Here is a 19,016-nt window from a genome sequence, read left to right as displayed (position 1 = left end):
TCGTTCGGACCCGCTCGCGTCCCACCGCGGAGACGGTGCCCATCTTGTGGGGAGATGCTGCCATGCGTGCCAACCCCGTGAGACAGGTCCCATAGATAGTGTGTTTGATTGCTCGCTTCCCGGACTGTCGGTCCCCGGGTTCATGATGGATTCGTGAGCTCAGACGTGCTCGACCTCTTCTCACCGGCGACCAGGCAGTGGTTCGCCGGCGCGTTCGCCGCGCCCACCGAGGCGCAGGCCGGCGCCTGGCGTGCGGCCGCGGCGGGTGAGCACGCACTGGTCGTGGCGCCGACCGGGTCGGGCAAGACGCTGGCCGCGTTCCTCTGGGCACTGGACCGGCTGGCCGCGCGCCCCCGGCCGGCCGAGCGCACCCGCCGGTGCCGGGTGCTGTACGTCTCCCCGCTCAAGGCGCTGGCCGTGGACGTGCAGCGCAACCTGCGCGCGCCGCTGGCCGGCATCGGGCAGGCCATGCACCGCCTCGACCTCGGCGAACCGGGGATCACCGTCGGCATGCGCACCGGCGACACCCCGGCCGACGAGCGCCGCGCCTTCGCCCGCACCCCGCCCGATGTGCTGGTCACCACGCCCGAGTCGCTGTTCCTGCTGCTGACCTCGGCCGCGCGCGAGTCGCTGCGCGGCGTGGAGACCGTGATCGTGGACGAGGTGCACGCGATGGTCGGCGCCAAGCGGGGCGCGCATCTCGCGGTCTCGCTCGAACGCCTCGACGAGCTGCTGGCCGCCCCGGCGCAGCGGATCGGCCTGTCCGCGACCGTGCGGCCGATCGACGAGGTGAGCACGTTCCTGGCGGGCACCCGGCCGGTCACGGTGGTGGCCCCGAAGATCGGCAAGACCATCGAGATGCGGGTGGTCGTCCCGGTCGAGGACATGACCGAGCTGGACGGGCCGCCGGCGCCGGACGGCCCGGTCACCCCCGATCCCGACCTCGAGTCCCCGCCCGCGCGCAGGCCGTCGATCTGGCCAGCGGTGGAGGACCGGGTGCTCGAGCTGGTTCGCCAGCACCGGTCCACGATCGTGTTCACCAACTCGCGGCGGCTGGCCGAGCGGCTGACCTCGCGGCTCAACGAGCTGGCCGCCGAACGCCCAGTCTACCCCGCCGACGTCGGCCGCTTCCCGGCCGAGGCGATCGCGGAGTCCGGCTGGGCGGCGGGCGTCGAGACACCCACCGTGGCCCGCGCGCACCACGGGTCGATGTCCCGGGAGCAGCGCACCTCGGTGGAGGAGGACCTCAAGTCGGGGCGGCTGCCGTGTGTGGTGGCCACCTCGTCGCTGGAGCTGGGCATCGACATGGGCGCGGTCGACCTGGTCATCCAGATCGAGGCGCCGCCGTCGGTGGCCTCCGGCATGCAACGGGTCGGCCGGGCGGGCCACCAGGTCGGCGCGGTCTCCCGGGGGGTGATGTTCCCGAAGTTCCGCGGCGACCTGGTCTCGTGCGCGGTGGTCGCCGAGCGGATGGCCGATGGCGCCATCGAGTCGATGCGCTACCCGCGCAACCCGCTGGACGTGCTGGCTCAGCAGATCGTGGCCATGGTGGCGCTGGAACCGTGGCCGGTGGCCGAGCTGTCGCGGGTGGTGCGCCGGGCGGCGCCGTTCGCCGCGCTGGGGGACAACGCGCTGCACTCGGTGCTGGACATGCTGGCCGGGCGGTACCCGAGCGAGGAGTTCGGTGAGCTGCGGCCGCGGATCACCTGGGACCGGGTCAACGGCGAGCTGCGCGGGCGGCCGGGCTCCCAGCGGCTCGCGGTCACCTCGGGCGGCACCATCCCCGACCGTGGCCTGTTCACCGTGATGACCCCGCCGGGCGAGAGCGGCCCCGGTTCGCGGGTGGGCGAGCTGGACGAGGAGATGGTCTACGAGTCGCGGGTCGGCGACACGTTCCTGCTCGGCACCTCGGCGTGGCGGATCCAGGACATCACCCACGATCGGGTGATCGCGGTGCCGGCGCCGGGCGAGCCGGCGCGGATGCCGTTCTGGAAGGGCGACGCGCCGGGTCGGCCGCTGGAGCTCGGCCGGGCGCTTGGCAGGTTCCTGCGGGAGATGTCCGGCCTGGCCGAGCCGGACGCGCGGGCGCGGGCCACCAGAGCCGGGCTCGACCAGCTGGCGGCCAACAACCTGATCGCCTACCTGGCCGAGCAGAAGGAGGCCACCCGCCACGTGCCCGACGACCGCACGGTGCTGGTGGAGCGGTTCCGCGACGAGCTCGGCGACTGGCGGCTGGTCGTGCACTCGCCCTTCGGCGCGCAGGTCAACGCGCCGTGGGCGTTGGCGATCGGCGCGCGGCTGCGGGAGCGGCGCGGAGTGGAGGGCCGGGTGGCGCACTCCGATGACGGCATCGTGATCCAGCTGGCCGACACCGTCGACGACGAGGGCCGGGAGATCCGCGCCGGCGCCGAGGACGTGCTGGTCGACCCGGAGGACGTGGAGCAGATCATCGTCGCCGAGGTCGGCGGCTCTGCGCTGTTCGCCTCGCGGTTCCGGGAGTGCGCGTCCCGCTCGCTGCTGCTGCCCCGGCGCGATCCGCGCCGGCGCACTCCCCTGTGGCGCCAGCGGCAGCGCTCGGCGCAGCTGCTGTCGGTCGCGGCGAAGTACGAGCGGTTCCCGGTGGTGCTGGAGGCCATGCGGGAGTGCCTGCAGGACGTCTACGACGTGGCCGGGCTGCGTGAGCTGATGGCCGACGTGCGGTCGCGGCGGGTGCGGGTGGTCGAGGTGGAGACGCCGTCGGCCTCGCCGTTCGCCCGCTCGCTGCTGTTCGGCTACGCGGGCATGTTCCTCTACGACGCCGACCAGCCGCTGGCCGAGCGGCGCGCGGCGGCGCTGTCGCTGGACAGCTCGTTGCTGGCCGAGTTGCTCGGCTCCGAGGCCATCCGGGAGTTGCTCGACCCCGAGGTGCTGGCCGAGGTGGAGCGCTCGCTGCAACGGCTCGACGGGGAACGGCGGCCCCGGCACGAGGAGGACGCGGCCGACCTGCTGCGTTTCCTCGGCGACCTGACCGACGAGGAGGCCGGGGCGCGGGGCATCCCGCCGGAATGGCTGGCCGAGCTGGTCGAGCAGCGGCGGGTGATCCGGGTGCGGATCGCCGGCGAGGACCGCACGGTGATCATCGAGGACGCCGGCCGGCTGCGCGACGCGCTCGGCACGGCGTTGCCGGTCGGCGTGCCCGAGGCGTTCACCGAGCCGGTCGCCGACCCGCTCGGCGACCTGCTCGCCCGCTACGCGCGCACGCACGGCCCGTTCACCTCGGCCGACGCGGCGGCGCGGTTCGGGTTGGGGGTCGCCGTGGTCGTCGGGGTGCTCGACCGGATGGTCGGCACCGGCCGGATGGTGCGCGGGGAGCTGCGCCCCGGCGGCACGCACACCGAGTACTGCGACGCCGACGTACTGCGGCGGTTGCGGCGGGCGTCGTTGGCGCGGTTGCGGGCCGAGGTGGAGCCGGTCGAGCCGGCGGCGCTCGGCCGGTTCCTGCCGGCCTGGCACGGGGTCGGCAGGCGGTTGCGCGCCGCGCCGAGCGCCGAGGACGTGCTCACCGTGGTCGAGCAGTTGGCCGGTGCGCCGCTGCCGGCGAGCGGGTTGGAGTCGCTGATCCTGCCCTCGCGGCTACCCGGATACCAGCCGGCGCTGCTCGACGAGCTGACCGCGGCGGGCGAGGTCACCTGGTGTGGCACGGGTTCACTGGCCGGCGGGGACGGCTGGGTCGCCGTGGCGCCCGCGGATGTGGCTGACCTGTTGTTGCCCGATGTCGAGGAGACGGTGCCGGACTCACCGCTGCACACGGCGCTGCGCTCGGCGCTCGACGGTGGCGCGCTGTTCTTCCGGCAGCTGGCCGACCGGGTGGGCGCGCGGCTGACCGAGGACGGCGAGGCGGCGCCGACCGACGCGGACACCGTGGCCGCGCTGTGGGAGCTGGTGTGGGCGGGCCTGGTCACCAACGACACGATCGCGCCGCTGCGCGCGGTGGTGTCGGGTCGGGGGGCGGCCCACCGGCCACGCGCGTCCGCGCCGCGCGGCCGGTACGCGCGGCTGCGGGGGGCGCGGCCGGCGATGCCGTCGCGTACCGGTCCGCCGACGGTCGCCGGCCGGTGGTCGCTGGTGGTCGCGCGCGAGCTGGACCCGACGCGGCGGGCACACGCGCGCGCGGAGTCCTTTTTGGAGCGTCACGGCGTGTTGACCAGGGGTGCGCTGGACACCGAACGGGTGAGCGGCGGGTTCACCGGGGTGTACAAGGTGCTGCGCGCGATGGAGGAGTCCGGGCAGATCGTGCGCGGTTATGTGGTGGAAGGCCTTGGCGCGTCCCAGTTCGCGGTGCGCGGCGCGGTCGACCGGCTGCGGGCGCTGTCCCGTTCGGACGACGCGCCGAGGGGGGACGAGGTGGTGTCCCGGGTGCTCGCCGCGGCGGATCCGGCCCAGCCCTACGGCGCCGCGCTGCCGTGGCCGAACCCGGTCGGCGACGGAAAGCACCGCGCGGCCAGGAAAGCCGGTGCGCTGGCGGTACTGGTCGACGGCCGGCCAGCACTGTATGTCGAGCGCGGCGGCCGGTCGCTGCTGTCGTTCACCGAGGAGGACGCGGTGCTGCGGTCGGCGGCCGAGGCGCTGTCCCTGGCAGTGCGCGAGGGCTGGTTGGGACCGTTGGCGGTACAACGCGCGGACGGCGAGGTGGCCTTGACCTCAAACCTGTCCACGATCCTGCGCGAAGCCGGCTTCCGCGCGACCCCCAAGGGCCTTCGCCTACGCGCCTGACCACAAGCCCGCGCCGACAAGCGGTCCGTCGCGACAGAGCGGACCGGGCGCGATGGTGGGGGTCAGCGGGCTTCCAGGGCGGTTAGGCGGAGTTCTAGTTGGTCCACGCGGCTGCGTAGCAGGGTCACCTGGGCTTCGAGGCTGAGCTCGCGTTCGGCTCTGCGTTGGATTCTCGGTGACCTGGCCGCGCGCTCGACCACCGCGTCCAGCGGCACCAGTCGCTGTGGGCCGTTGGGGCCGTCGGCCAGGCGCGACTGGATCTCGCCGTTGCGGTACCAGGCGCGCAGTGCCGACCTGGACACGCCGGTCTCCTGCTCGGCCCTGGTCAGGGTCACCCACGGGGTGTCCGACAGCTGGGCGAACAGCTCCAGCTCGTCCTGCCAGCGCGCCAGCCGGTCGTCCCATTCCGAGGCAGTCATACCCTCACCCTACTACTGACACTGTATTGACAGGGTTGTAAGCGGTATCCATGCTGAGTCACATGTTTGAGCGATTCACCGCGGACGCCCGTAACGTCGTCGTCCACGCCCAGCAGGAAGCCCGCACCCTGCAGCACTCGCGGATCGGCACCGAGCACGTCCTGCTCGGCCTGCTCGCCGTGCCGACCGGGATCGCCGCGCAGGCCCTTCGCCAACTCGGCATCGGCGCCGACCTGGTCCGGACCGAGATCACGGAGCGAGTCGGGGTCGGTGAGGAGTCCTCCCCCGCCGGGCACGTGCCGTTCAGCTCGCGCGCCAAGAAGGTGCTCGAACTGTCCCTGCGGGAGGCGTTGAACCTCAACCACAACTACATCGGCACCGAACACATCCTGCTCGCGATCGAGCGCGAGAACAAAGGCGTCGCCGCGCAGATCCTGGCCAAGCACCTGCCGACGGGCCGCACCATCGGCCAGACCGTGAAACCGTTGCTGGACAACTCCTCCCCAGCAGGCGACACCCCCGCCAAACAGACCCGCACCACCGCCGCGGCCGAGGTGGTCGCGGCCGCGGAGGCGCTCGCCGGCGACGCCCCCATGGGCAGCCACCACCTGCTGGAGGCGCTGATCCGCGCCGAGGGCAGCATGGCCGCGACCGTGCTCACCCAACTCGGCGTGCACCCCGACGCGGTGGCCACCAAGGTCGACGCGCTGGACACCGACGCCACCACCGACGCCACCCCGGAGGAGACCGCCGCCCGCAAGATGGAGGTCCGCGTCGAGGGCGACGAGGTCCACCTGGTCTTCCGCGACGCGGCGACCCTGTCCCTCGCCCGCACCGCGCAGGAGCTGACCGGCGGCCCGATCCGCGCGGCCGGCCCGCTCGCCGGCCAGTTCGTGCCGCTGTGGACCCGGACCAACGACATCCTGCTGACCCTCGTCCAGTCGCTGAAACCGGACGCGGACACCGAGGGCCGGGACCTGCCCAAGGCGACCATGCTGGTACGCCGCGTCCTGCACGACCGCCTGCGCCGCCGCAACTGAACGACGACCGTCCATAATGGGCCATGCGCCCAAGACTGATGGTCCTGTTCTTGTGCCTGCTGGCGACAACGGGCTGCGGCCTCGCGGGCAGCGCGGTGCTCTCGGACGGGACGGCGGTCATGCCCGACGAGGGCTTCGACGTGACCGACCCGGTGCTGGTGCAGTCGACGTGGTGGACCTGGGCCGCGTCCACGCCCGCGGCGAGCAACCCCGTCAGCGACCCCACCGGCGCACACTGCGACCACGACCAACAGGTGGGGGTCTGGCTGCTGGCCGGGTCCTTCGGCGAGCCGGTGACCCGCCGGTGCACCGTGCCGGCCGATGTCCCGCTGGTCGGCCCGGCGGTCAACCACGTGGCGGCCACGAGCGCGGAATGCGACGAGTTCCTCCGTACGGCCACCGGAGAGGTGCAGCTCGGCAAGAAATCACTGCCGCTCGAGAAGCTGGGCCCGGTGCCGGTCACCTTCCCCACCGTGGCCGGCAACCCGGTGACCGGTGAGGAGGGCGAGTTCGACGGCTACGCCTGTGGTCTGTGGTTCACCGAGAACGGCCTCGGGCCGAACGAGTACTCGCTCACGATCGAGGGGAGCGGCCCCGGCATCATGGTGTCGGTGACCTACGAGTTGACCGTCGAGGACGTCAGCGGGGCGTGAGCACGCAGAACTCGTTGCCCCCCGGATCGGCGAGCGTCACCCAGGGCACGTTGCGCTGACCGACGTCGGCCGGGCGGGCGCCCAGCGCGGTCAACCGCTCGACCTCGGCGCGCACCGAGCCGTCGGCGAACGGCGCGACGTCGAGGTGCACGCGGTTCTTCACCACCCGCGCGTCGGTGCCGCGGAGAAACTCCAGCCACGGGCCCCGGCCGCCGGGGTCGCGCAGGGACACCAACTCGGCCCCGGCGCGCACCACCGGCCAGCCGCCGGCCGCCGACCAGAACTCGGCCAGCGCCGCCGGATCGTCGGCGTCGACCACGATCGCGGCGATCGCCCCGGCGTCGACGTACTCCGGCCGGGACTCCAGCACGCAGAACTCGTTGCCCTCCGGGTCGGCGAGGACGAACCACGGCACGTTGCGCTGACCGATGTCGATCCGTTTGGCGCCAAGCGCGACCGCCCGGTCGACGATGGCCATCTGCTCGTCGGCCGAGCCGCTCGCCAGGTCGAGGTGCAGGCGGTTCTTGACCGTCTTCGGCTCGGGGACCGGGACGAAGACCAGGTCCCACGGGCAACCGTCGGCCCGTGGGGCGCGTAACTCGACCTCGGCGGGCGCGGGCTCGCTCAGTGGCCAGCCGAGCAGCTCGTGCCAGAACTCGGCCAGGGCACGCGGATCGGCGGCGTCGACGACCACATTGACCAGTCGCGTGGACATGATCGAAACGCTAGCCGACGACACCGACAGTTCCGCGAAACTAGTGGGTCGCCAGTCGCAACAGGTGCCACAGCTGCGCGATCCCTGCCCGGTCGCCCGCCGGGGTGACCGTGCGGATCGGGCGCCTGCCCCACAGCCACAGGTACATCCCGGTCGGGTCGGTGGTCACGCTGGCGTCCACGCCCTCCATCTCGTCCTCGCCCGCCCGCCACGCGGCCGTCCCGGTCGCCGTCATGTGCGCGATCCACCGGCGTCTGCCGGCGAGCACGGCGACCTGGCCATGCCACGAGTTCGTCACGCCGAGCACCCCGAGCCGATGGGTGAACCACAACGTCAGCGCCTCGTCGACGCCGTCGAGTGCGACGTCGTCGCTGATGCCGCCGACGGTCATGCCGGCCGCCGCCTGCTGCACGTCGATGCGGTGCACGGTGCTCTCGTGGGCCAGCCTGCGGTACCAGAACCCGTAGGCCTGGTGCACCGGCCACCAGGTGGCGCAGCCCTCCTCCGGGTCGTGCGCGGCCAGCTCGTCGAGCACCGCGCGGTGTCCGGTGCGCAGGTAGTCCGCCAAGGACTGGCCGTCGTCGGGGGCGCGCTGCCATCTGGTCGGCTGGTTGCCGCCGGCCCGCACCCAGGCCACGACCATCCGGTACACGCTGCCGACGTGCCGGACCGTGCCGCCCAGGGTCATCCCGGGCGCGTTCGGCACGGCCAGGCCGGGATCCGCGCCGCGCGCCGACGACGCGAGCAACTCCCCCTCCAGGTCGAGCGCATCGAGCAGGCGGCCGTAGTCGGCCAGTGCCCGTGTGGTCATCGCGGGCCGCGGATCGCGCGCGCGACCAGGTCGAGGAACTGGCTGGTCTGGCGGACCAGGTCGTCGGCGGAGCGGTTGGTGACCGCACGGGTGATGCCGGCCTGCACCGACGCGCGGGTGGCCGAGCAGGAGGCGAAGAACGCCGCCCACTCCCGCATCTCCGGGGCGACCGAGGCGAGCAGCGTCCACACGCTCATCGGCCGTGACCTGGCCCGGTGCGGCCGGCCGCGCAGGGCGAGCAGCGCGGCGCCACCGCGCAGGGCGGCCAGGTAGGCCATGGCGAACCGGTTGGCCGCCGCCGGCTCGACCTCGGCCTCTGCGAGGCCGTTCTCGGCCTGGGAGAGCAGGGTGAGCGCGGACTCCGGCACGTTCGACTGTGGGTCCCGATGGTCCAGAGTTGTGGTCACCTGACTCCTCCTCGCGGTCCAATAACGTCACTGACAGTGACGCTGTGCCGAGGGGAAGCCGGCGGTGCTCGGTGGCGAGGCGCTTCCCCCGCCCCACCACCGAGCTTTCGCTCGAACGTATGTTCGAGCAGATTCGAGCTTAACTCCGCCTACCGGCAGACTCAACCTCAGTGCGGATTTTCCGCGCGACGCTGGCCACATCTGTGCTGTTATGTGCCCATGACCTCTCTTGACCACCCTGCGATCAGCAAGATCTCCGCCGCCCTGCGCGAAGCCGGGCTCACGGAGGCGGCCGACGGCATCCGGATCCTCGACGACGACGTGCGCACCGCGGCGGCCGCCGCGCAGGCGGTCGGGGTGCCGGTCGGCGCGATCGCGAACAGCCTGGTGTTCCGCGCTACCGAGGGTGAACAGGAGTTCCCGTTGCTGGCGCTGACCTCCGGCGCGCACCGGGCCGACACCACGCTGCTGGCCGGCCTCGCCGGGGCGAGCGCGGTCGGCCGGGCCAACCCCGCGTTCGTGCGCGAGCACACCGGGCAGGCGATCGGCGGGGTGGCGCCGATCGGCCACCCCCGGTCGATCCGCACGCTGGTCGACCGGGCGCTGGCCGGCCACGAGGTCGTATGGGCGGCGGCCGGCCATCCGAAGGCGGTGTTCCCGACGACATTCGCCGACCTGGTGGCGCTGACGGGGGGCGTGCCCGCGGACGTTGCGGGCGAGGAGGAGAATCGCGTGTCGTGACGACGGTGCCACCCCGAGTCGAACGCTTCGTCGACCTCAGCCAGGACGAGCTGCGGGCGCGCCTGCCCGAGGCACTGTCGCTCTACGTCACGGCGATGCACTACCCGGTGGGTACCGCCGAGCAGCGCGCGCCGATGTGGCTGGCGCACATGCTGCGCGCGGACTGGCGCTGCGTGGCCGCGTTCGACCCCGGCGACAAGATGGTCGGCGTCGCCTACGGCTACCGGGGCGCGACCGGCCAGTGGTGGCACGAGCAGGTGCGGCGCGGGGTCATCGAGCGCTCCGGGGTCGACCTGGCGAACCGCTGGCTGGACGACTACTTCGAGCTGACCGAGGTACACGTGCACCCCGGCGCGCAGGGACGCGGCGTCGGCGGGGACCTGTTACGCCAGCTGCTGGCCGCGGTGCCGGCGAGCAAGGTGCTGCTGTCCACGCCGGAGGGCCCGTCCCGCGCGTGGCGGCTGTACTACCGGATGGGCTTCAGCGACGTGTTGCGCAACTACCGGTTCACCGGCGACCCGCGCCCGTTCGGTGTCCTCGGGAGAACACTTCCCCTCGGGGACCGGCCGGCCGAGTAGCTAGGACAGGTCGGCGAGGCGTTCGCGCAGGGTGTCCAGGCCCATCTGGCCCATGCGCAGGGCCTGCATGTGGAATCGCTTGAGGTCGAAGTCCGGGCGGGACCTGGCCTCCTCGCGGGCCGAGAGCCACAGCCGTTCGCCGAGTTTGTAGGCCGGGGCCTGGCCCGGCCAGCCGAGGTAGCGGTCGATCTCGTCGACGACCAGTGCCTCCTCGGTGATCGTGCGGGTCAGCATGAACTCCAGGCCGAGCTCGGGCGTCCAGCGCGCCCCCTCGTGGAAACCGGTCCCACGCGGGATCTCCAGCTTCAGGTGCATGCCGATGTCGATGATCACCCTGGCCGCCCGGAACAGGCTCTCGTTCAGCATGCCGAGCAGGTCGCCGTCGTCGGACAGGTAGCCGAACTCGCGCATCAGCAGCTCCGCGTACAGCGCCCAGCCCTCGCTGTAGGCCGGCACCGAGGCCAGCATCCGCTGGAACTTGTTCAACCGGTCCGCGCTGTACTGCGCGGTCGCGATCTGCAGGTGATGGCCGGGAGCGCCCTCGTGGTAGACGATGCTCACCTCCCGCCAGGTGGAGAACTCCTCCTTGTCCGGCGGCAGCGCCCACCACATCGCGCCCGGCCGGCCGAAGTCCTCCGACGGGTGGGTGTAGTACGCGCCGGCACCGCCACCCGGCGGCGCGATCCGGCAGTCGATCCGCATGACCTCGTCCGGAATGTCGAAGTGCGTTCCCCGCAGGTCGGCCAGCGCGCCGTCGGACAGCCGCTGCATCCAGTCCCGGAACGCCTCCCGGCCGGCGACCCGGTAGCGCGGGTCGGCGTCCAACGCCGCGGCCGCCTCCGCGATGGTGGCCCCCGGCCGGATCCGGTTCGCCACCGCCGTCATCTCCGTCTCGATCCGGAGGAACTCCGCCCAGCCCCACTCGTAGGCCTCGCGCAGGTCCAGCCGCGCGCCGAGGAACAGCCGCGACCACAGGCCGTAGACCTCCTCGCCGACCGCGTCCTCGGCCGGGGCCCGCGCGAGCAGCTCCTCGCGCAGGAACACCGCCAGGTCGGCGTAGGCCTGGTTGGCCGAGGCCGCGCCGGCGGCCAGCTCGGCACGCAGCTCCTCGGGACCGGCGGCCACGAACGAGGTGAAGAACGACGGCTCGGCGCCCTGCCCGGTCCAGGTCACGCACTGCTCGGCCACCTTGCGCACCTGGCGCGCGGCGGCCACCACGCCGTTGTCGGCGGCGTGGCGCAGGCCGTCGCGATAGCTGGCCACCGCCGCGGGCATCGCGGCCAACCGGCGGGCGATGGTGTGCCACGCGTCGGTCGAGTCGGTCGGCATCAGGTCGAGGATCTGCCGCAGGTCCTGCGCGGGGCTCGCGATCACGTTCAGCCCACCGGTCAGCAGCCCGGCCTCGTACATCGCCCGCTCGGCGCCGAGCCGCTCGGTGAACACCGCCTTGGCGTCGCGCTCACCGTCGTCGACCGGCTCGATGGCCTCGACCTCGGCCAGCGCGGTGGCCGCCAGCGCGGCGCGCTCGTCGTGGCCGGCCGCGGACAGGTCCGGCCACTGGTCGTCGTAGGCGGTGACGCCGAGCGCGGTCGCCGCCAACGGGTCGAGCCGAAGATAGTCGTCCACATAGGAGTCACAGACGCGGTGCACCGGGGTGTCCATTGTTCGGACGCTACCCAATCCCGCCACCGAATTATCCGGCTGGTGTGGGTTGGAGCGCTCCCTCTGGCAGGATGTCCCGGTGCGCAAAGCCGGCCGACACAGCCTCCGCAGGGTGATCGGACTCGTCGTACTGCTCAGCATGATGATCATGTCGCTGACCGGGTGCCTACGGATGCACGCGGCCATCGCCGTCTCCCCCGACGACCTGATCTCCGGCGAGCTGGTGATCGCGGCCATGCCGACCGGCCAGGACGACAACGGCCCCGACCTGACGATCAAGCCGGAGCTCGCCGACCAGGTGCACGCCGAGCCGTACACCGCGGACGGCTACGTCGGCCAGAAACTCACCTTCACCAACCTGACCTTCACCGACTTCAGCCTCCTGGTGGAGACGATCTCCTCGGTCAAGCAGTACCGGATGTCCTTCCGCCGCTCCGGCGGGCTGGTGTCCCTTGCCGGCTCCATCGACCTGACCAGGGTCCCGGCCGAACGCGCCGACGTGCAGCTGAAGATCGCCTTCCCGGGCACGGTCTCGCGCACCAACGGCGACAACACCGACGGCGAGATCACCTGGACGCCCAAGGCGGGCGCGGTCACCGAGTTCAACGCGACCACGCAGTACAGCGGCGACACCGGGATGACCTGGGCACAGTGGGTGGCCGTGGTCGGCGGCGGCGCGGTGGTCGTGGCCGCGCTCGTGGTGCTGCTCGCGCTGTACACCCACCGCCGCGCGTTGCGTGCCGAACGGGCACAGGCCGCGGCGGTGGCCGGCCGCTAACCGACAGCCGAGGCCGGTGGCGCGGTGGGCACCAGGTTGAGCCGGTCGACCATCTCCCTGGTCGCCTTCGCCCGGTTGAACGTGTAGAAGTGCAGGCCGGGCACGCCCTCGGCGAGCAGCTTGGCCGACAGCTCGGCGGTCACGTCCATGCCGACCGCGCGGAACGCCGCCGGGTCGTCGGCCACCGGGTCCAGCCGGTTGGCGATCGACGCCGGCACCGGCGCGCCGGACAGCTCCACCGACTTGGACAGGATCCTCGGCGTGGTCAACGGCATCACACCCGGCAGCAGCAGCGCGTCACAGCCGCGCGCGGCCACCCGGTCGCGCATCCGCAGGAAGTCCTCCGCCTCGAAGAACAGCTGCGCGATGGCGAAGTCGGCGCCCGCCCGCAGCTTGCGGACCAGGAACTCGGTGTCGGTGTCCAGGTCGGCGGAGCGGGGGTGGCCGTAGGGGAAGGCGGACACGCCGACGCAGAAGTCCCCGAGCTCGCGCACGAGCCGGACCAGGTCCTCGGCGTACTCCAGGCCCTCCGGGTGCTGTACCCAGTCGCCCATGACATCGCCCGGCGGGTCGCCGCGCAGCGCCAGCACGTTGCGGATGCCGAGCGAGGCGTACCAGCCGATCACGTTGCGTAGCTCGGCGACCGAGTGGTCGACCGCGGTGAGGTGGGCCATCGAGACCAGCGTGGTCTCCTTGACCACCCGGCCGGTCGTGCGGATCGTCCGGTCCCGGTTCGACCCGCCGGCACCGTAGGTGACCGAGACGAAGGCCGGGTCCAGCCCCTCCAGTGAGCGGATGGCGTTCCACAGCCGCCGCTCGTCCGCGTCGTCACGCGGAGGCATGAACTCCACGGAGAACACCGGCCGGTCTCCCGGGATCCGCTCCATCACCGAAGTCATGCTCTTCAGGGTAGTGAGATCGCGTCGGGTGCGACCAGGCTCCTGGCCGAGCCTCAGTGGACCCCCGCTGGTATGCCGGTCGGGCCGACCACGCACCATGGTCGCCGTGCCGACCACCGACCAGTCCATCGACGGTCCGATCGACAGTTCGATCGACGCCGCCGTGCATCGCCACGTCGAGCAGATACTGGCCGGCTACCTCACCGCGCGCCAGGCCGAGCTGCCCGAACTGGCCAGGACGTTCGCCAGGGCGGTCGACCACCTCTCGGACTTCGCCCTGCGTGGCGGCAAGCGGTTGCGCCCGACGTTCGCCTGGTGGGGGTGGCGGGCGGCCGGCGGCGACGCGGACGGGCCGACGGCACGCACGGTGCTGCGCACGGTGAGCGCGCTCGAGCTGATCCAGACCTGCGCGCTGGTGCACGACGACATCATGGACGCCTCCGAGCTGCGCCGCGGCCAGCCGACGGTGCACGTGCGGTTCACCGAGGCACACCGGGCTGGCGGCTGGCTCGGCGAGCCGGAGCGGTTCGGCGCCGCGGCCGCGATCCTGCTCGGTGACCTGGCGCTGGCCTGGGCCGACGACATGTTCGAGAGCGCGCCACTCACCCCGGCGATGCGGGCCGCGGCGCGCGACCCGTGGCAGTCGATGCGCGCGGAGATGTTCGCCGGCCAGTACCTGGACGTGCTCGCCCAGGCCGAGGGCGACGAGTCCGAGGAGCGGGCGCTTGGCGTGGCCCGGCTCAAGACCGCCGCCTACACCGTGGAGCGGCCGTTGCACCTCGGCGTCGCGCTCGCCGGGGCCGACCAGCCGACCGTGGACGCCGTGCGGACCTTCGGCACCGACATCGGCGTGGCGTTCCAGCTGCGCGACGACGTGCTCGGCATCTACGGCGACACCGAGCTGACCGGCAAGCCGGCGGGCGACGACCTGCGGGAGGGCAAGCGGACGCTGCTGGTGGCGCTCAGCCTCGGCTATGCGGAACGGGACGGCCGGCACGCCGACGCGGAGCTGCTGCGGGGCGCGCTTGGCGACCCCGACCTGGCGCCGGCGACCATCGAACGGGTGCGTGAGCTGATGGTCGAGGTCGGCGCGGTGGCCGAGCTGGAGCGCCGGATCGAACGGCTGACCGGCTCCGCGATGGCCGCGCTGGCCACCGCCGGCCTGGCCGAGCCCGGCGTGACCAGACTCGCCGACCTCGCCGTCGCGGCCACCAGACGGGACCGTTGAGCATGCGCACCGTCACCGGGCCGACCGACCACGTCGTCGTCGTCGGCGCAGGACTCGCCGGGTTGTCCACCGCGCTGCACCTGCTCGGCGCCGGCCGGGAGGTCACCCTCATCGAGCAGGAGCAGACCCCCGGCGGCCGCGCGGGCGGCGACCGGCTCGGCGACTACCGGATCGACACCGGCGCCTCCGTGCTCACCATGCCCGAGCTGATCGACGAGGCGTTCGCCGCGGTCGGCGAGTCGCTGGCCGACCGGGTCGAGCTCACCCGCCTGGACCCCGCCTACCGCGCCCACTTCGCCGACGGCGCCAGCCTGGACGTGCACGCCGACCGTGAGGCCATGGCCGACGAGGTCCGCCGCTTCGCCGGCCCCCGCGACGCCGCCGGCTACCTGCGGCTGCGCGACTGGCTGACCGAGCTGTACCGGCTGCAGCGGGACACGTTCATCGGCGCGAACTTCGACTCCCCGTTCGGCATCGTGTCCCCGCAGCTGGCCCGGCTGGCCGCGATCGGCGGCTTCGGCCGACTCGGCCCGACCGTCGCCAGGTTCCTGCGCGACGAGCGCCTGCGCCGGGTGTTCTCCTTCCAGGCCCTCTACGCCGGCCTGGCCCCCAGCCAGGCGCTGGCCGCCTACGGGGTGATCGCCTACATGGACACCGTGGCCGGGGTGTGGTTCCCCCGCGGCGGGGTCGGCGCGGTCGCCGAGGCGATGGCCGCCGCCGCGACCACCGCGGGCGCGCGGATCCACTACGGCACCGGCGCGGCCTGGCTGGAGCGCACCGGCGGGCGGGTCAGCGCGGTCCGCACCACCCAGGGCGAGCGGATCCCGTGCGACGCCGTCGTGCTCACCCCCGACCTGCCGGTCAGCTACCGCCTGCTCGGCGGCGCGCCCCGCCGCCCGGTGCGGCCGCGCTGGTCGCCGTCGGCGGTCGTGCTGCACGCCGGCCTGACCAGGTCCTGGCCCGAGCTCGCGCACCACACGGTGTTCTTCGGCGGCGCGTGGCGGCGCACCTTCGACGAGATCCTGGTCAAGGGCTCACTGATGAGCGACCCGTCGCTGCTGGTTACCCGGCCGACCGCGACCGACCCGACGCTGGCGCCCGCCGGCCGGCAGCTGGTGTCGGTGCTGGCGCCCTGCCCGAACACCGAGGTCGGCCGGATCGACTGGGCGCGGGTCGGGCCCGCCTACCGCGCGGAGCTCGGCCGGGTGCTCGCCGCCCGCGGGCTGACCGGGTTCGACGCCGCGGTCGAGGTCGAACGGCTGGTCACGCCCGCTGACTGGGAGGCGGCCGGGCTCGCCGCGGGGACCCCGTTCTCGCTCGCGCACACGTTCCGCCAGACCGGCCCCTTCCGCCCGCGCAACCTCGCCCGCGGCGTGGACAACGTGGTGCTCGCCGGCTGTGGCACCACCCCGGGGGTCGGCGTGCCGCCGGTGCTGGTCTCCGGGCGGCTGGCCGCGGCCAGGGTCGTCGGTTCGCCGGTTCGTACCCGACGAGTGCCCGAGGTTGCCCTCACGACCGCACACTGAACTGGGATACTCCTGGCGGAAGTGCGTGGGCGAGGCCAGCCGCCTCGGCGCAGCCGGATGGGGAGGCACCATGCGATCACGACCAGGCCGGACCAGGCTCGCGCTGCTGGCGACCGGAGTGGTCCTGCTGGTCGCGAGCTGTACCAACGCGGTCGCCGGCAGCCCGGCCGGCATCGACATCGGCCCGCCGACCACCGAGGAGGCCACCGCCCAGTCGCTGGTGGACTTCGCCGAGGCGGGCGCGGTGCACTACACCGGCAACCTGCTCGCCGCGGACGGCACGCCGACCACTGTCGACCTGCACGCGCTGCCCTCCGGTGAGGTGTTCGGCGCGATCTCGGTCAACGGCCTCGGCGCCACGGTCACCATGATCGGCGACGACCTCTACCTCAGGGGCAACGTCCAGTTCTGGGGCGCGATGGCCGCCAGGTTCGGCATCAACGACGGTGACGGCGGCGCGCTGGCCAACCGCTGGGTCAAGCTGCCGACCTCGCTGATCGGCATCGAGTTCGGCCAGGTCTTCACCCCCGACCTGGTCAGCCAGGCCGCCGGCCAGGTGGTGGAGTCCGACAGCGGCACCGAGCTGAGCGCCAACCCCCAGGAGACGATCGCCGGCGTGGCCGCCTACGTGGTCACCGTCGATGGCGGCACGGTCTACCTGGCCACCGAGGCGCCGCACGGGCCGCTGCGCTTCGCGCTGGACCGGATCGGGGGCGCGAACACCGCCTCGGTCGAGCAGGTGGAGCTGGACGTGGTCGACGTGTCGCCCCAGGCGCCGACCCACTACCAGAACCTGGCCAAGCGGGCGTCCACCGAGCTGACCACCGCGGTCGACGCGCTGGTCGGGATCGAGCAGGGCGAGCACCGGTTCGACGCGTGCGGCGCGCCGAGCTGCACGCTGGTCGTCGACCTGCGCAACGCCGGCAAGTCGGCGGTCCGGGTGCATCTCAAGGCCGACTGGACCGGCGACGGCCAGCCACTTGGCAGCTGTGAGGCGAAGGTCGGGCCGGTGGCGCCGGGGGCGGGCTCCTCGGCGAGCTGCAAGATCGCCACCCCGCAGTGGGCGAGCTTCTACCAGCGCGCCAACTCGGTCCCCGGCACGCACCCCTACGGTGCGCAGTGGTCGGCGCTGGTGCTGGCCGAGCCGCCGGACGTGACCGAGCTGACCAAGGCGGCGCAGGCCACCCCGGCCGTCGCCGACATCGAGAAGACCGAGGGCTCCCACGCGGTGTACCAGATCACCTACGCCGGCACGACCTACAAGTACGGCGTGGTCCCCACCCGGTACTGGCGCGACCACGCAGCCGCGCAGCTGCGCGGCTGCCTGGCCGCCACCAAGTCCGCGTGCTCGGCCTCCCTGGTGACCACGGCCGACGGCGTCGCCCCGGCGCACGCACTGGTCACCTCGCTGATCGGGACCTTCCGGACGGAGAACGACGCGTGCCCGGTGGGCCAGTGGGTCAGCTGCGCGCCCGCCGGTTAGCCGGGCCACTGGCGGCCGCCTACCGCGAGTGCCGCCGGATCAACGCCCGGCACGGCCGTACCTACTTCCTGGCCACCCGTCTGCTGCCGGCCGACCGCCGCCCCGCGGTGCACGCGCTCTACGGCTTCGCCCGGCTGGCCGACGAGATCGTCGACGCGGCCGAGGTGCCCGACCGGGCGGGCGCGCTGGCCGGTCTGGCACACGCGCTCGACCAGGCGCTGGCCGGTGGCCCGGCGGCCAACCCGGTGCTGCTGGCGCTGACCGACACCGTGCGCCGCCACGACATCGACCCCGGCCTGTTCACCGAGTTCCTCGCCTCGATGCGGATGGACCTGTCGGTCACCGACTACGCCAGCCGCGCCGAGCTGGCCGCCTACATGCACGGCTCGGCCGGCGTGATCGGCCTGCAGCTGCTGCCGGTGTTCGGCACCGACGGCCCGGTGGCCGACGCGGCGCCGGCGGCCGCGGCGCTTGGCGAGGCGTTCCAGCTGACGAACTTCCTGCGCGACGTCGGCGAGGACCTCGACCGGGGGCGGGTGTACCTGCCGGCCGAGGAGCTGGCCGCGTTCGGCGTCGACCGGGCCCGGCTGGAGCACGCCTACCGGACCGGCAGGCCGGACCCGGCGGTGCGGCGCGCGCTGGCCCACCTGGTGTCGTACACGCACGCGGTCTACCGGCGCGCGGAACCGGGGATCGCGTTGCTGCGCAAGGAGTCCCAGCCCTGCGTGCGGGTGGCGTACACGCTCTACCGGCGGATCCTGGACGAGATAGTCGACTGCGACTACGCCGTCCTGAGCCGTCGGGTGGTGGTCCCGACCCACCGGCGTCTCGGCATCGCGCTGCCCGGTCTGGTCAGCGCCTACGCCAGCCGTATCGGGTCGACTCGGCGTGCCGGCTAGAGCGCCAACGCCTGCGCGCGGCGCTTGACCTCACGCCCGCCCGTCGCCCGCAGGGCGTCGACCGGGCGGCCGGGGAGCGTGTCGTCCGCGGTGAACAACCAGCGGATCATCTCCTCGGTCGAGAAGCCGGCGTCGGCGAGCACGTTGATTGTGCCGGGCAGGCCTTTGACGATCTCGCCCTCGTCGGTGAGGAAGACGGCCGGGACGGCAAGCACGCCGTCGCGACGAACCGCGACCAACTGCCCGTCCCGCAACGCCTGCCTGACCTTCGTGACCGACAAACCGAGGCGCTCCGCCACATCGGGCAGAACGAGCACCTCAACCTGCGGATCGAGCACATCGTCGGCGAAAGGTGTCGCACTCACCCTGCCCACGATGCCACACCGGGGATCCACGCGCCTCGATGTTTTGTCGGCAACCTCGTT

At 73.0% G+C, this 19,016-nt stretch carries 17 protein-coding genes; 10 read left to right on the top strand and 7 right to left on the bottom strand.

Going from position 1 to position 19,016, the window contains the following annotated elements; genetic code table 11:
• Positions 1-153 precede the first annotated feature (153 nt).
• Positions 154-4,752 carry an ATP-dependent helicase gene (locus tag ACYVIP_RS38295; RefSeq protein WP_460405602.1) on the top strand — a complete coding sequence of 1,533 codons (4,599 nt, stop codon included), beginning with the start codon at positions 154-156 and terminating at the stop codon, positions 4,750-4,752.
• A 62-nt stretch (positions 4,753-4,814) separates the two neighbouring features.
• Here ACYVIP_RS38295 and ACYVIP_RS38290 read toward each other — a convergent pair whose 3' ends face one another.
• Positions 4,815-5,171 (bottom strand): excisionase, encoded by a 357-nt coding sequence (locus ACYVIP_RS38290; RefSeq protein WP_460405600.1) that lies wholly within the window; start codon positions 5,169-5,171, stop codon positions 4,815-4,817.
• 62 nt (positions 5,172-5,233) lie between these two features.
• Here ACYVIP_RS38290 and ACYVIP_RS38285 point away from each other — a divergent pair, with 62 nt between their 5' ends.
• Both ACYVIP_RS38285 and ACYVIP_RS38280 read left to right on the top strand, forming a co-directional pair.
• Positions 5,234-6,211, top strand: coding sequence for a Clp protease N-terminal domain-containing protein (locus tag ACYVIP_RS38285; protein WP_460405598.1), 978 nt, complete (start codon positions 5,234-5,236; stop codon positions 6,209-6,211).
• Between the two features lie 23 nt (positions 6,212-6,234).
• Positions 6,235-6,864, top strand: a complete 630-nt coding sequence (locus tag ACYVIP_RS38280) for a hypothetical protein (protein WP_460405596.1) — start codon at positions 6,235-6,237, stop codon at positions 6,862-6,864.
• Here ACYVIP_RS38280 and ACYVIP_RS38275 read toward each other — a convergent pair.
• Genes ACYVIP_RS38275 through ACYVIP_RS38265 form a run of 3 tightly spaced genes read right to left on the bottom strand, consistent with a single transcriptional unit; the run spans position 6,851 to position 8,797 of the window.
• Positions 6,851-7,579 carry a VOC family protein gene (locus ACYVIP_RS38275; RefSeq protein WP_460405594.1) on the bottom strand — a complete coding sequence of 243 codons (729 nt, stop codon included), beginning with the start codon at positions 7,577-7,579 and terminating at the stop codon, positions 6,851-6,853. The genes ACYVIP_RS38280 and ACYVIP_RS38275 overlap by 14 nt on opposite strands.
• Before the next feature lie 40 nt (positions 7,580-7,619).
• Positions 7,620-8,390: a maleylpyruvate isomerase N-terminal domain-containing protein gene (locus ACYVIP_RS38270; RefSeq protein WP_460405592.1), complete on the bottom strand. Its 771-nt coding sequence runs from the start codon at positions 8,388-8,390 to the stop codon at positions 7,620-7,622.
• Positions 8,387-8,797: an SAV_6107 family HEPN domain-containing protein gene (locus ACYVIP_RS38265; RefSeq protein WP_460405590.1), complete on the bottom strand. Its 411-nt coding sequence runs from the start codon at positions 8,795-8,797 to the stop codon at positions 8,387-8,389. The genes ACYVIP_RS38270 and ACYVIP_RS38265 overlap by 4 nt, the downstream gene beginning before the upstream one ends.
• Before the next feature lie 219 nt (positions 8,798-9,016).
• On the opposite strand from ACYVIP_RS38265, the gene ACYVIP_RS38260 reads away from it, so the two are divergent.
• Together ACYVIP_RS38260 and ACYVIP_RS38255 are read left to right on the top strand one after the other, a co-directional pair.
• On the top strand, positions 9,017-9,538 hold the full coding sequence (locus tag ACYVIP_RS38260) for a YbaK/EbsC family protein (protein WP_460405588.1): 522 nt from the start codon (positions 9,017-9,019) through the stop codon (positions 9,536-9,538).
• Positions 9,535-10,116 carry a GNAT family N-acetyltransferase gene (locus ACYVIP_RS38255; RefSeq protein WP_460405586.1) on the top strand — a complete coding sequence of 194 codons (582 nt, stop codon included), beginning with the start codon at positions 9,535-9,537 and terminating at the stop codon, positions 10,114-10,116. The genes ACYVIP_RS38260 and ACYVIP_RS38255 overlap by 4 nt, the downstream gene beginning before the upstream one ends.
• Here ACYVIP_RS38255 and ACYVIP_RS38250 read toward each other — a convergent pair whose 3' ends face one another.
• Positions 10,117-11,778, bottom strand: coding sequence for a DUF885 domain-containing protein (locus tag ACYVIP_RS38250; protein ID WP_460405584.1), 1,662 nt, complete (start codon positions 11,776-11,778; stop codon positions 10,117-10,119).
• Positions 11,779-11,890: 112 nt separating this feature from the next.
• Between ACYVIP_RS38250 and ACYVIP_RS38245 the strand changes: the two genes are divergently transcribed.
• Complete coding sequence (locus ACYVIP_RS38245) at positions 11,891-12,556, top strand: DUF3153 domain-containing protein (RefSeq protein WP_460405582.1); 666 nt, start codon at positions 11,891-11,893, stop codon at positions 12,554-12,556.
• On the opposite strand, the gene ACYVIP_RS38240 is transcribed toward ACYVIP_RS38245, so the two are convergent.
• Positions 12,553-13,455 (bottom strand): methylenetetrahydrofolate reductase, encoded by a 903-nt coding sequence (locus tag ACYVIP_RS38240; RefSeq protein WP_460405580.1) that lies wholly within the window; start codon positions 13,453-13,455, stop codon positions 12,553-12,555. The two genes, ACYVIP_RS38245 and ACYVIP_RS38240, sit on opposite strands and share 4 nt — an antisense overlap.
• 97 nt (positions 13,456-13,552) lie before the next feature.
• On the opposite strand from ACYVIP_RS38240, the gene ACYVIP_RS38235 reads away from it, so the two are divergent.
• From ACYVIP_RS38235 to ACYVIP_RS38220, 4 genes are all read left to right on the top strand, one after another.
• Positions 13,553-14,683: a polyprenyl synthetase family protein gene (locus ACYVIP_RS38235; RefSeq protein ID WP_460405578.1), complete on the top strand. Its 1,131-nt coding sequence runs from the start codon at positions 13,553-13,555 to the stop codon at positions 14,681-14,683.
• Between the two features lie 2 nt (positions 14,684-14,685).
• The gene (crtI, locus tag ACYVIP_RS38230) at positions 14,686-16,209 is read left to right on the top strand and encodes a phytoene desaturase family protein (RefSeq protein WP_460405576.1); all 1,524 of its coding nucleotides are present in this window, start codon (positions 14,686-14,688) and stop codon (positions 16,207-16,209) included.
• A gap of 70 nt (positions 16,210-16,279) precedes the next feature.
• Positions 16,280-17,692 (top strand): hypothetical protein, encoded by a 1,413-nt coding sequence (locus tag ACYVIP_RS38225; RefSeq protein WP_460405574.1) that lies wholly within the window; start codon positions 16,280-16,282, stop codon positions 17,690-17,692.
• Entirely contained in the window at positions 17,665-18,591 is a 927-nt protein-coding gene (locus tag ACYVIP_RS38220) for a phytoene/squalene synthase family protein (protein ID WP_460405572.1), read from the top strand. The genes ACYVIP_RS38225 and ACYVIP_RS38220 overlap by 28 nt, the downstream gene beginning before the upstream one ends.
• Here the strand turns inward: ACYVIP_RS38220 and ACYVIP_RS38215 are convergent.
• The gene (locus ACYVIP_RS38215) at positions 18,588-18,956 is read right to left on the bottom strand and encodes an Rv2175c family DNA-binding protein (protein ID WP_460405570.1); all 369 of its coding nucleotides are present in this window, start codon (positions 18,954-18,956) and stop codon (positions 18,588-18,590) included. The two genes, ACYVIP_RS38220 and ACYVIP_RS38215, sit on opposite strands and share 4 nt — an antisense overlap.
• Positions 18,957-19,016 lie beyond the last annotated feature (60 nt).

The organism is Actinophytocola sediminis, assembly GCF_054779715.1.
This window is presented reverse-complemented; position numbering and strand designations above follow the sequence as displayed.

What these genes read in the sequence shown, in the direction of transcription:
- ACYVIP_RS38290 (WP_460405600.1), bottom strand. Translation starts at nt 5,171, where the DNA reads ATGACTGCCTCGGAATGGGACGACCGGCTGGCGCGCTGGCAGGACGAG.
- ACYVIP_RS38285 (WP_460405598.1), top strand. Translation starts at nt 5,234, where the DNA reads ATGTTTGAGCGATTCACCGCGGACGCCCGTAACGTCGTCGTCCACGCC.
- ACYVIP_RS38280 (WP_460405596.1), top strand. Translation starts at nt 6,235, where the DNA reads ATGCGCCCAAGACTGATGGTCCTGTTCTTGTGCCTGCTGGCGACAACG.
- ACYVIP_RS38275 (WP_460405594.1), bottom strand. Translation starts at nt 7,579, where the DNA reads ATGTCCACGCGACTGGTCAATGTGGTCGTCGACGCCGCCGATCCGCGT.
- ACYVIP_RS38270 (WP_460405592.1), bottom strand. Translation starts at nt 8,390, where the DNA reads ATGACCACACGGGCACTGGCCGACTACGGCCGCCTGCTCGATGCGCTC.
- ACYVIP_RS38260 (WP_460405588.1), top strand. Translation starts at nt 9,017, where the DNA reads ATGACCTCTCTTGACCACCCTGCGATCAGCAAGATCTCCGCCGCCCTG.
- ACYVIP_RS38250 (WP_460405584.1), bottom strand. Translation starts at nt 11,778, where the DNA reads ATGGACACCCCGGTGCACCGCGTCTGTGACTCCTATGTGGACGACTAT.
- ACYVIP_RS38240 (WP_460405580.1), bottom strand. Translation starts at nt 13,455, where the DNA reads ATGACTTCGGTGATGGAGCGGATCCCGGGAGACCGGCCGGTGTTCTCC.
- ACYVIP_RS38235 (WP_460405578.1), top strand. Translation starts at nt 13,553, where the DNA reads ATGGTCGCCGTGCCGACCACCGACCAGTCCATCGACGGTCCGATCGAC.
- crtI (WP_460405576.1), top strand. Translation starts at nt 14,686, where the DNA reads ATGCGCACCGTCACCGGGCCGACCGACCACGTCGTCGTCGTCGGCGCA.
- ACYVIP_RS38225 (WP_460405574.1), top strand. Translation starts at nt 16,280, where the DNA reads ATGCGATCACGACCAGGCCGGACCAGGCTCGCGCTGCTGGCGACCGGA.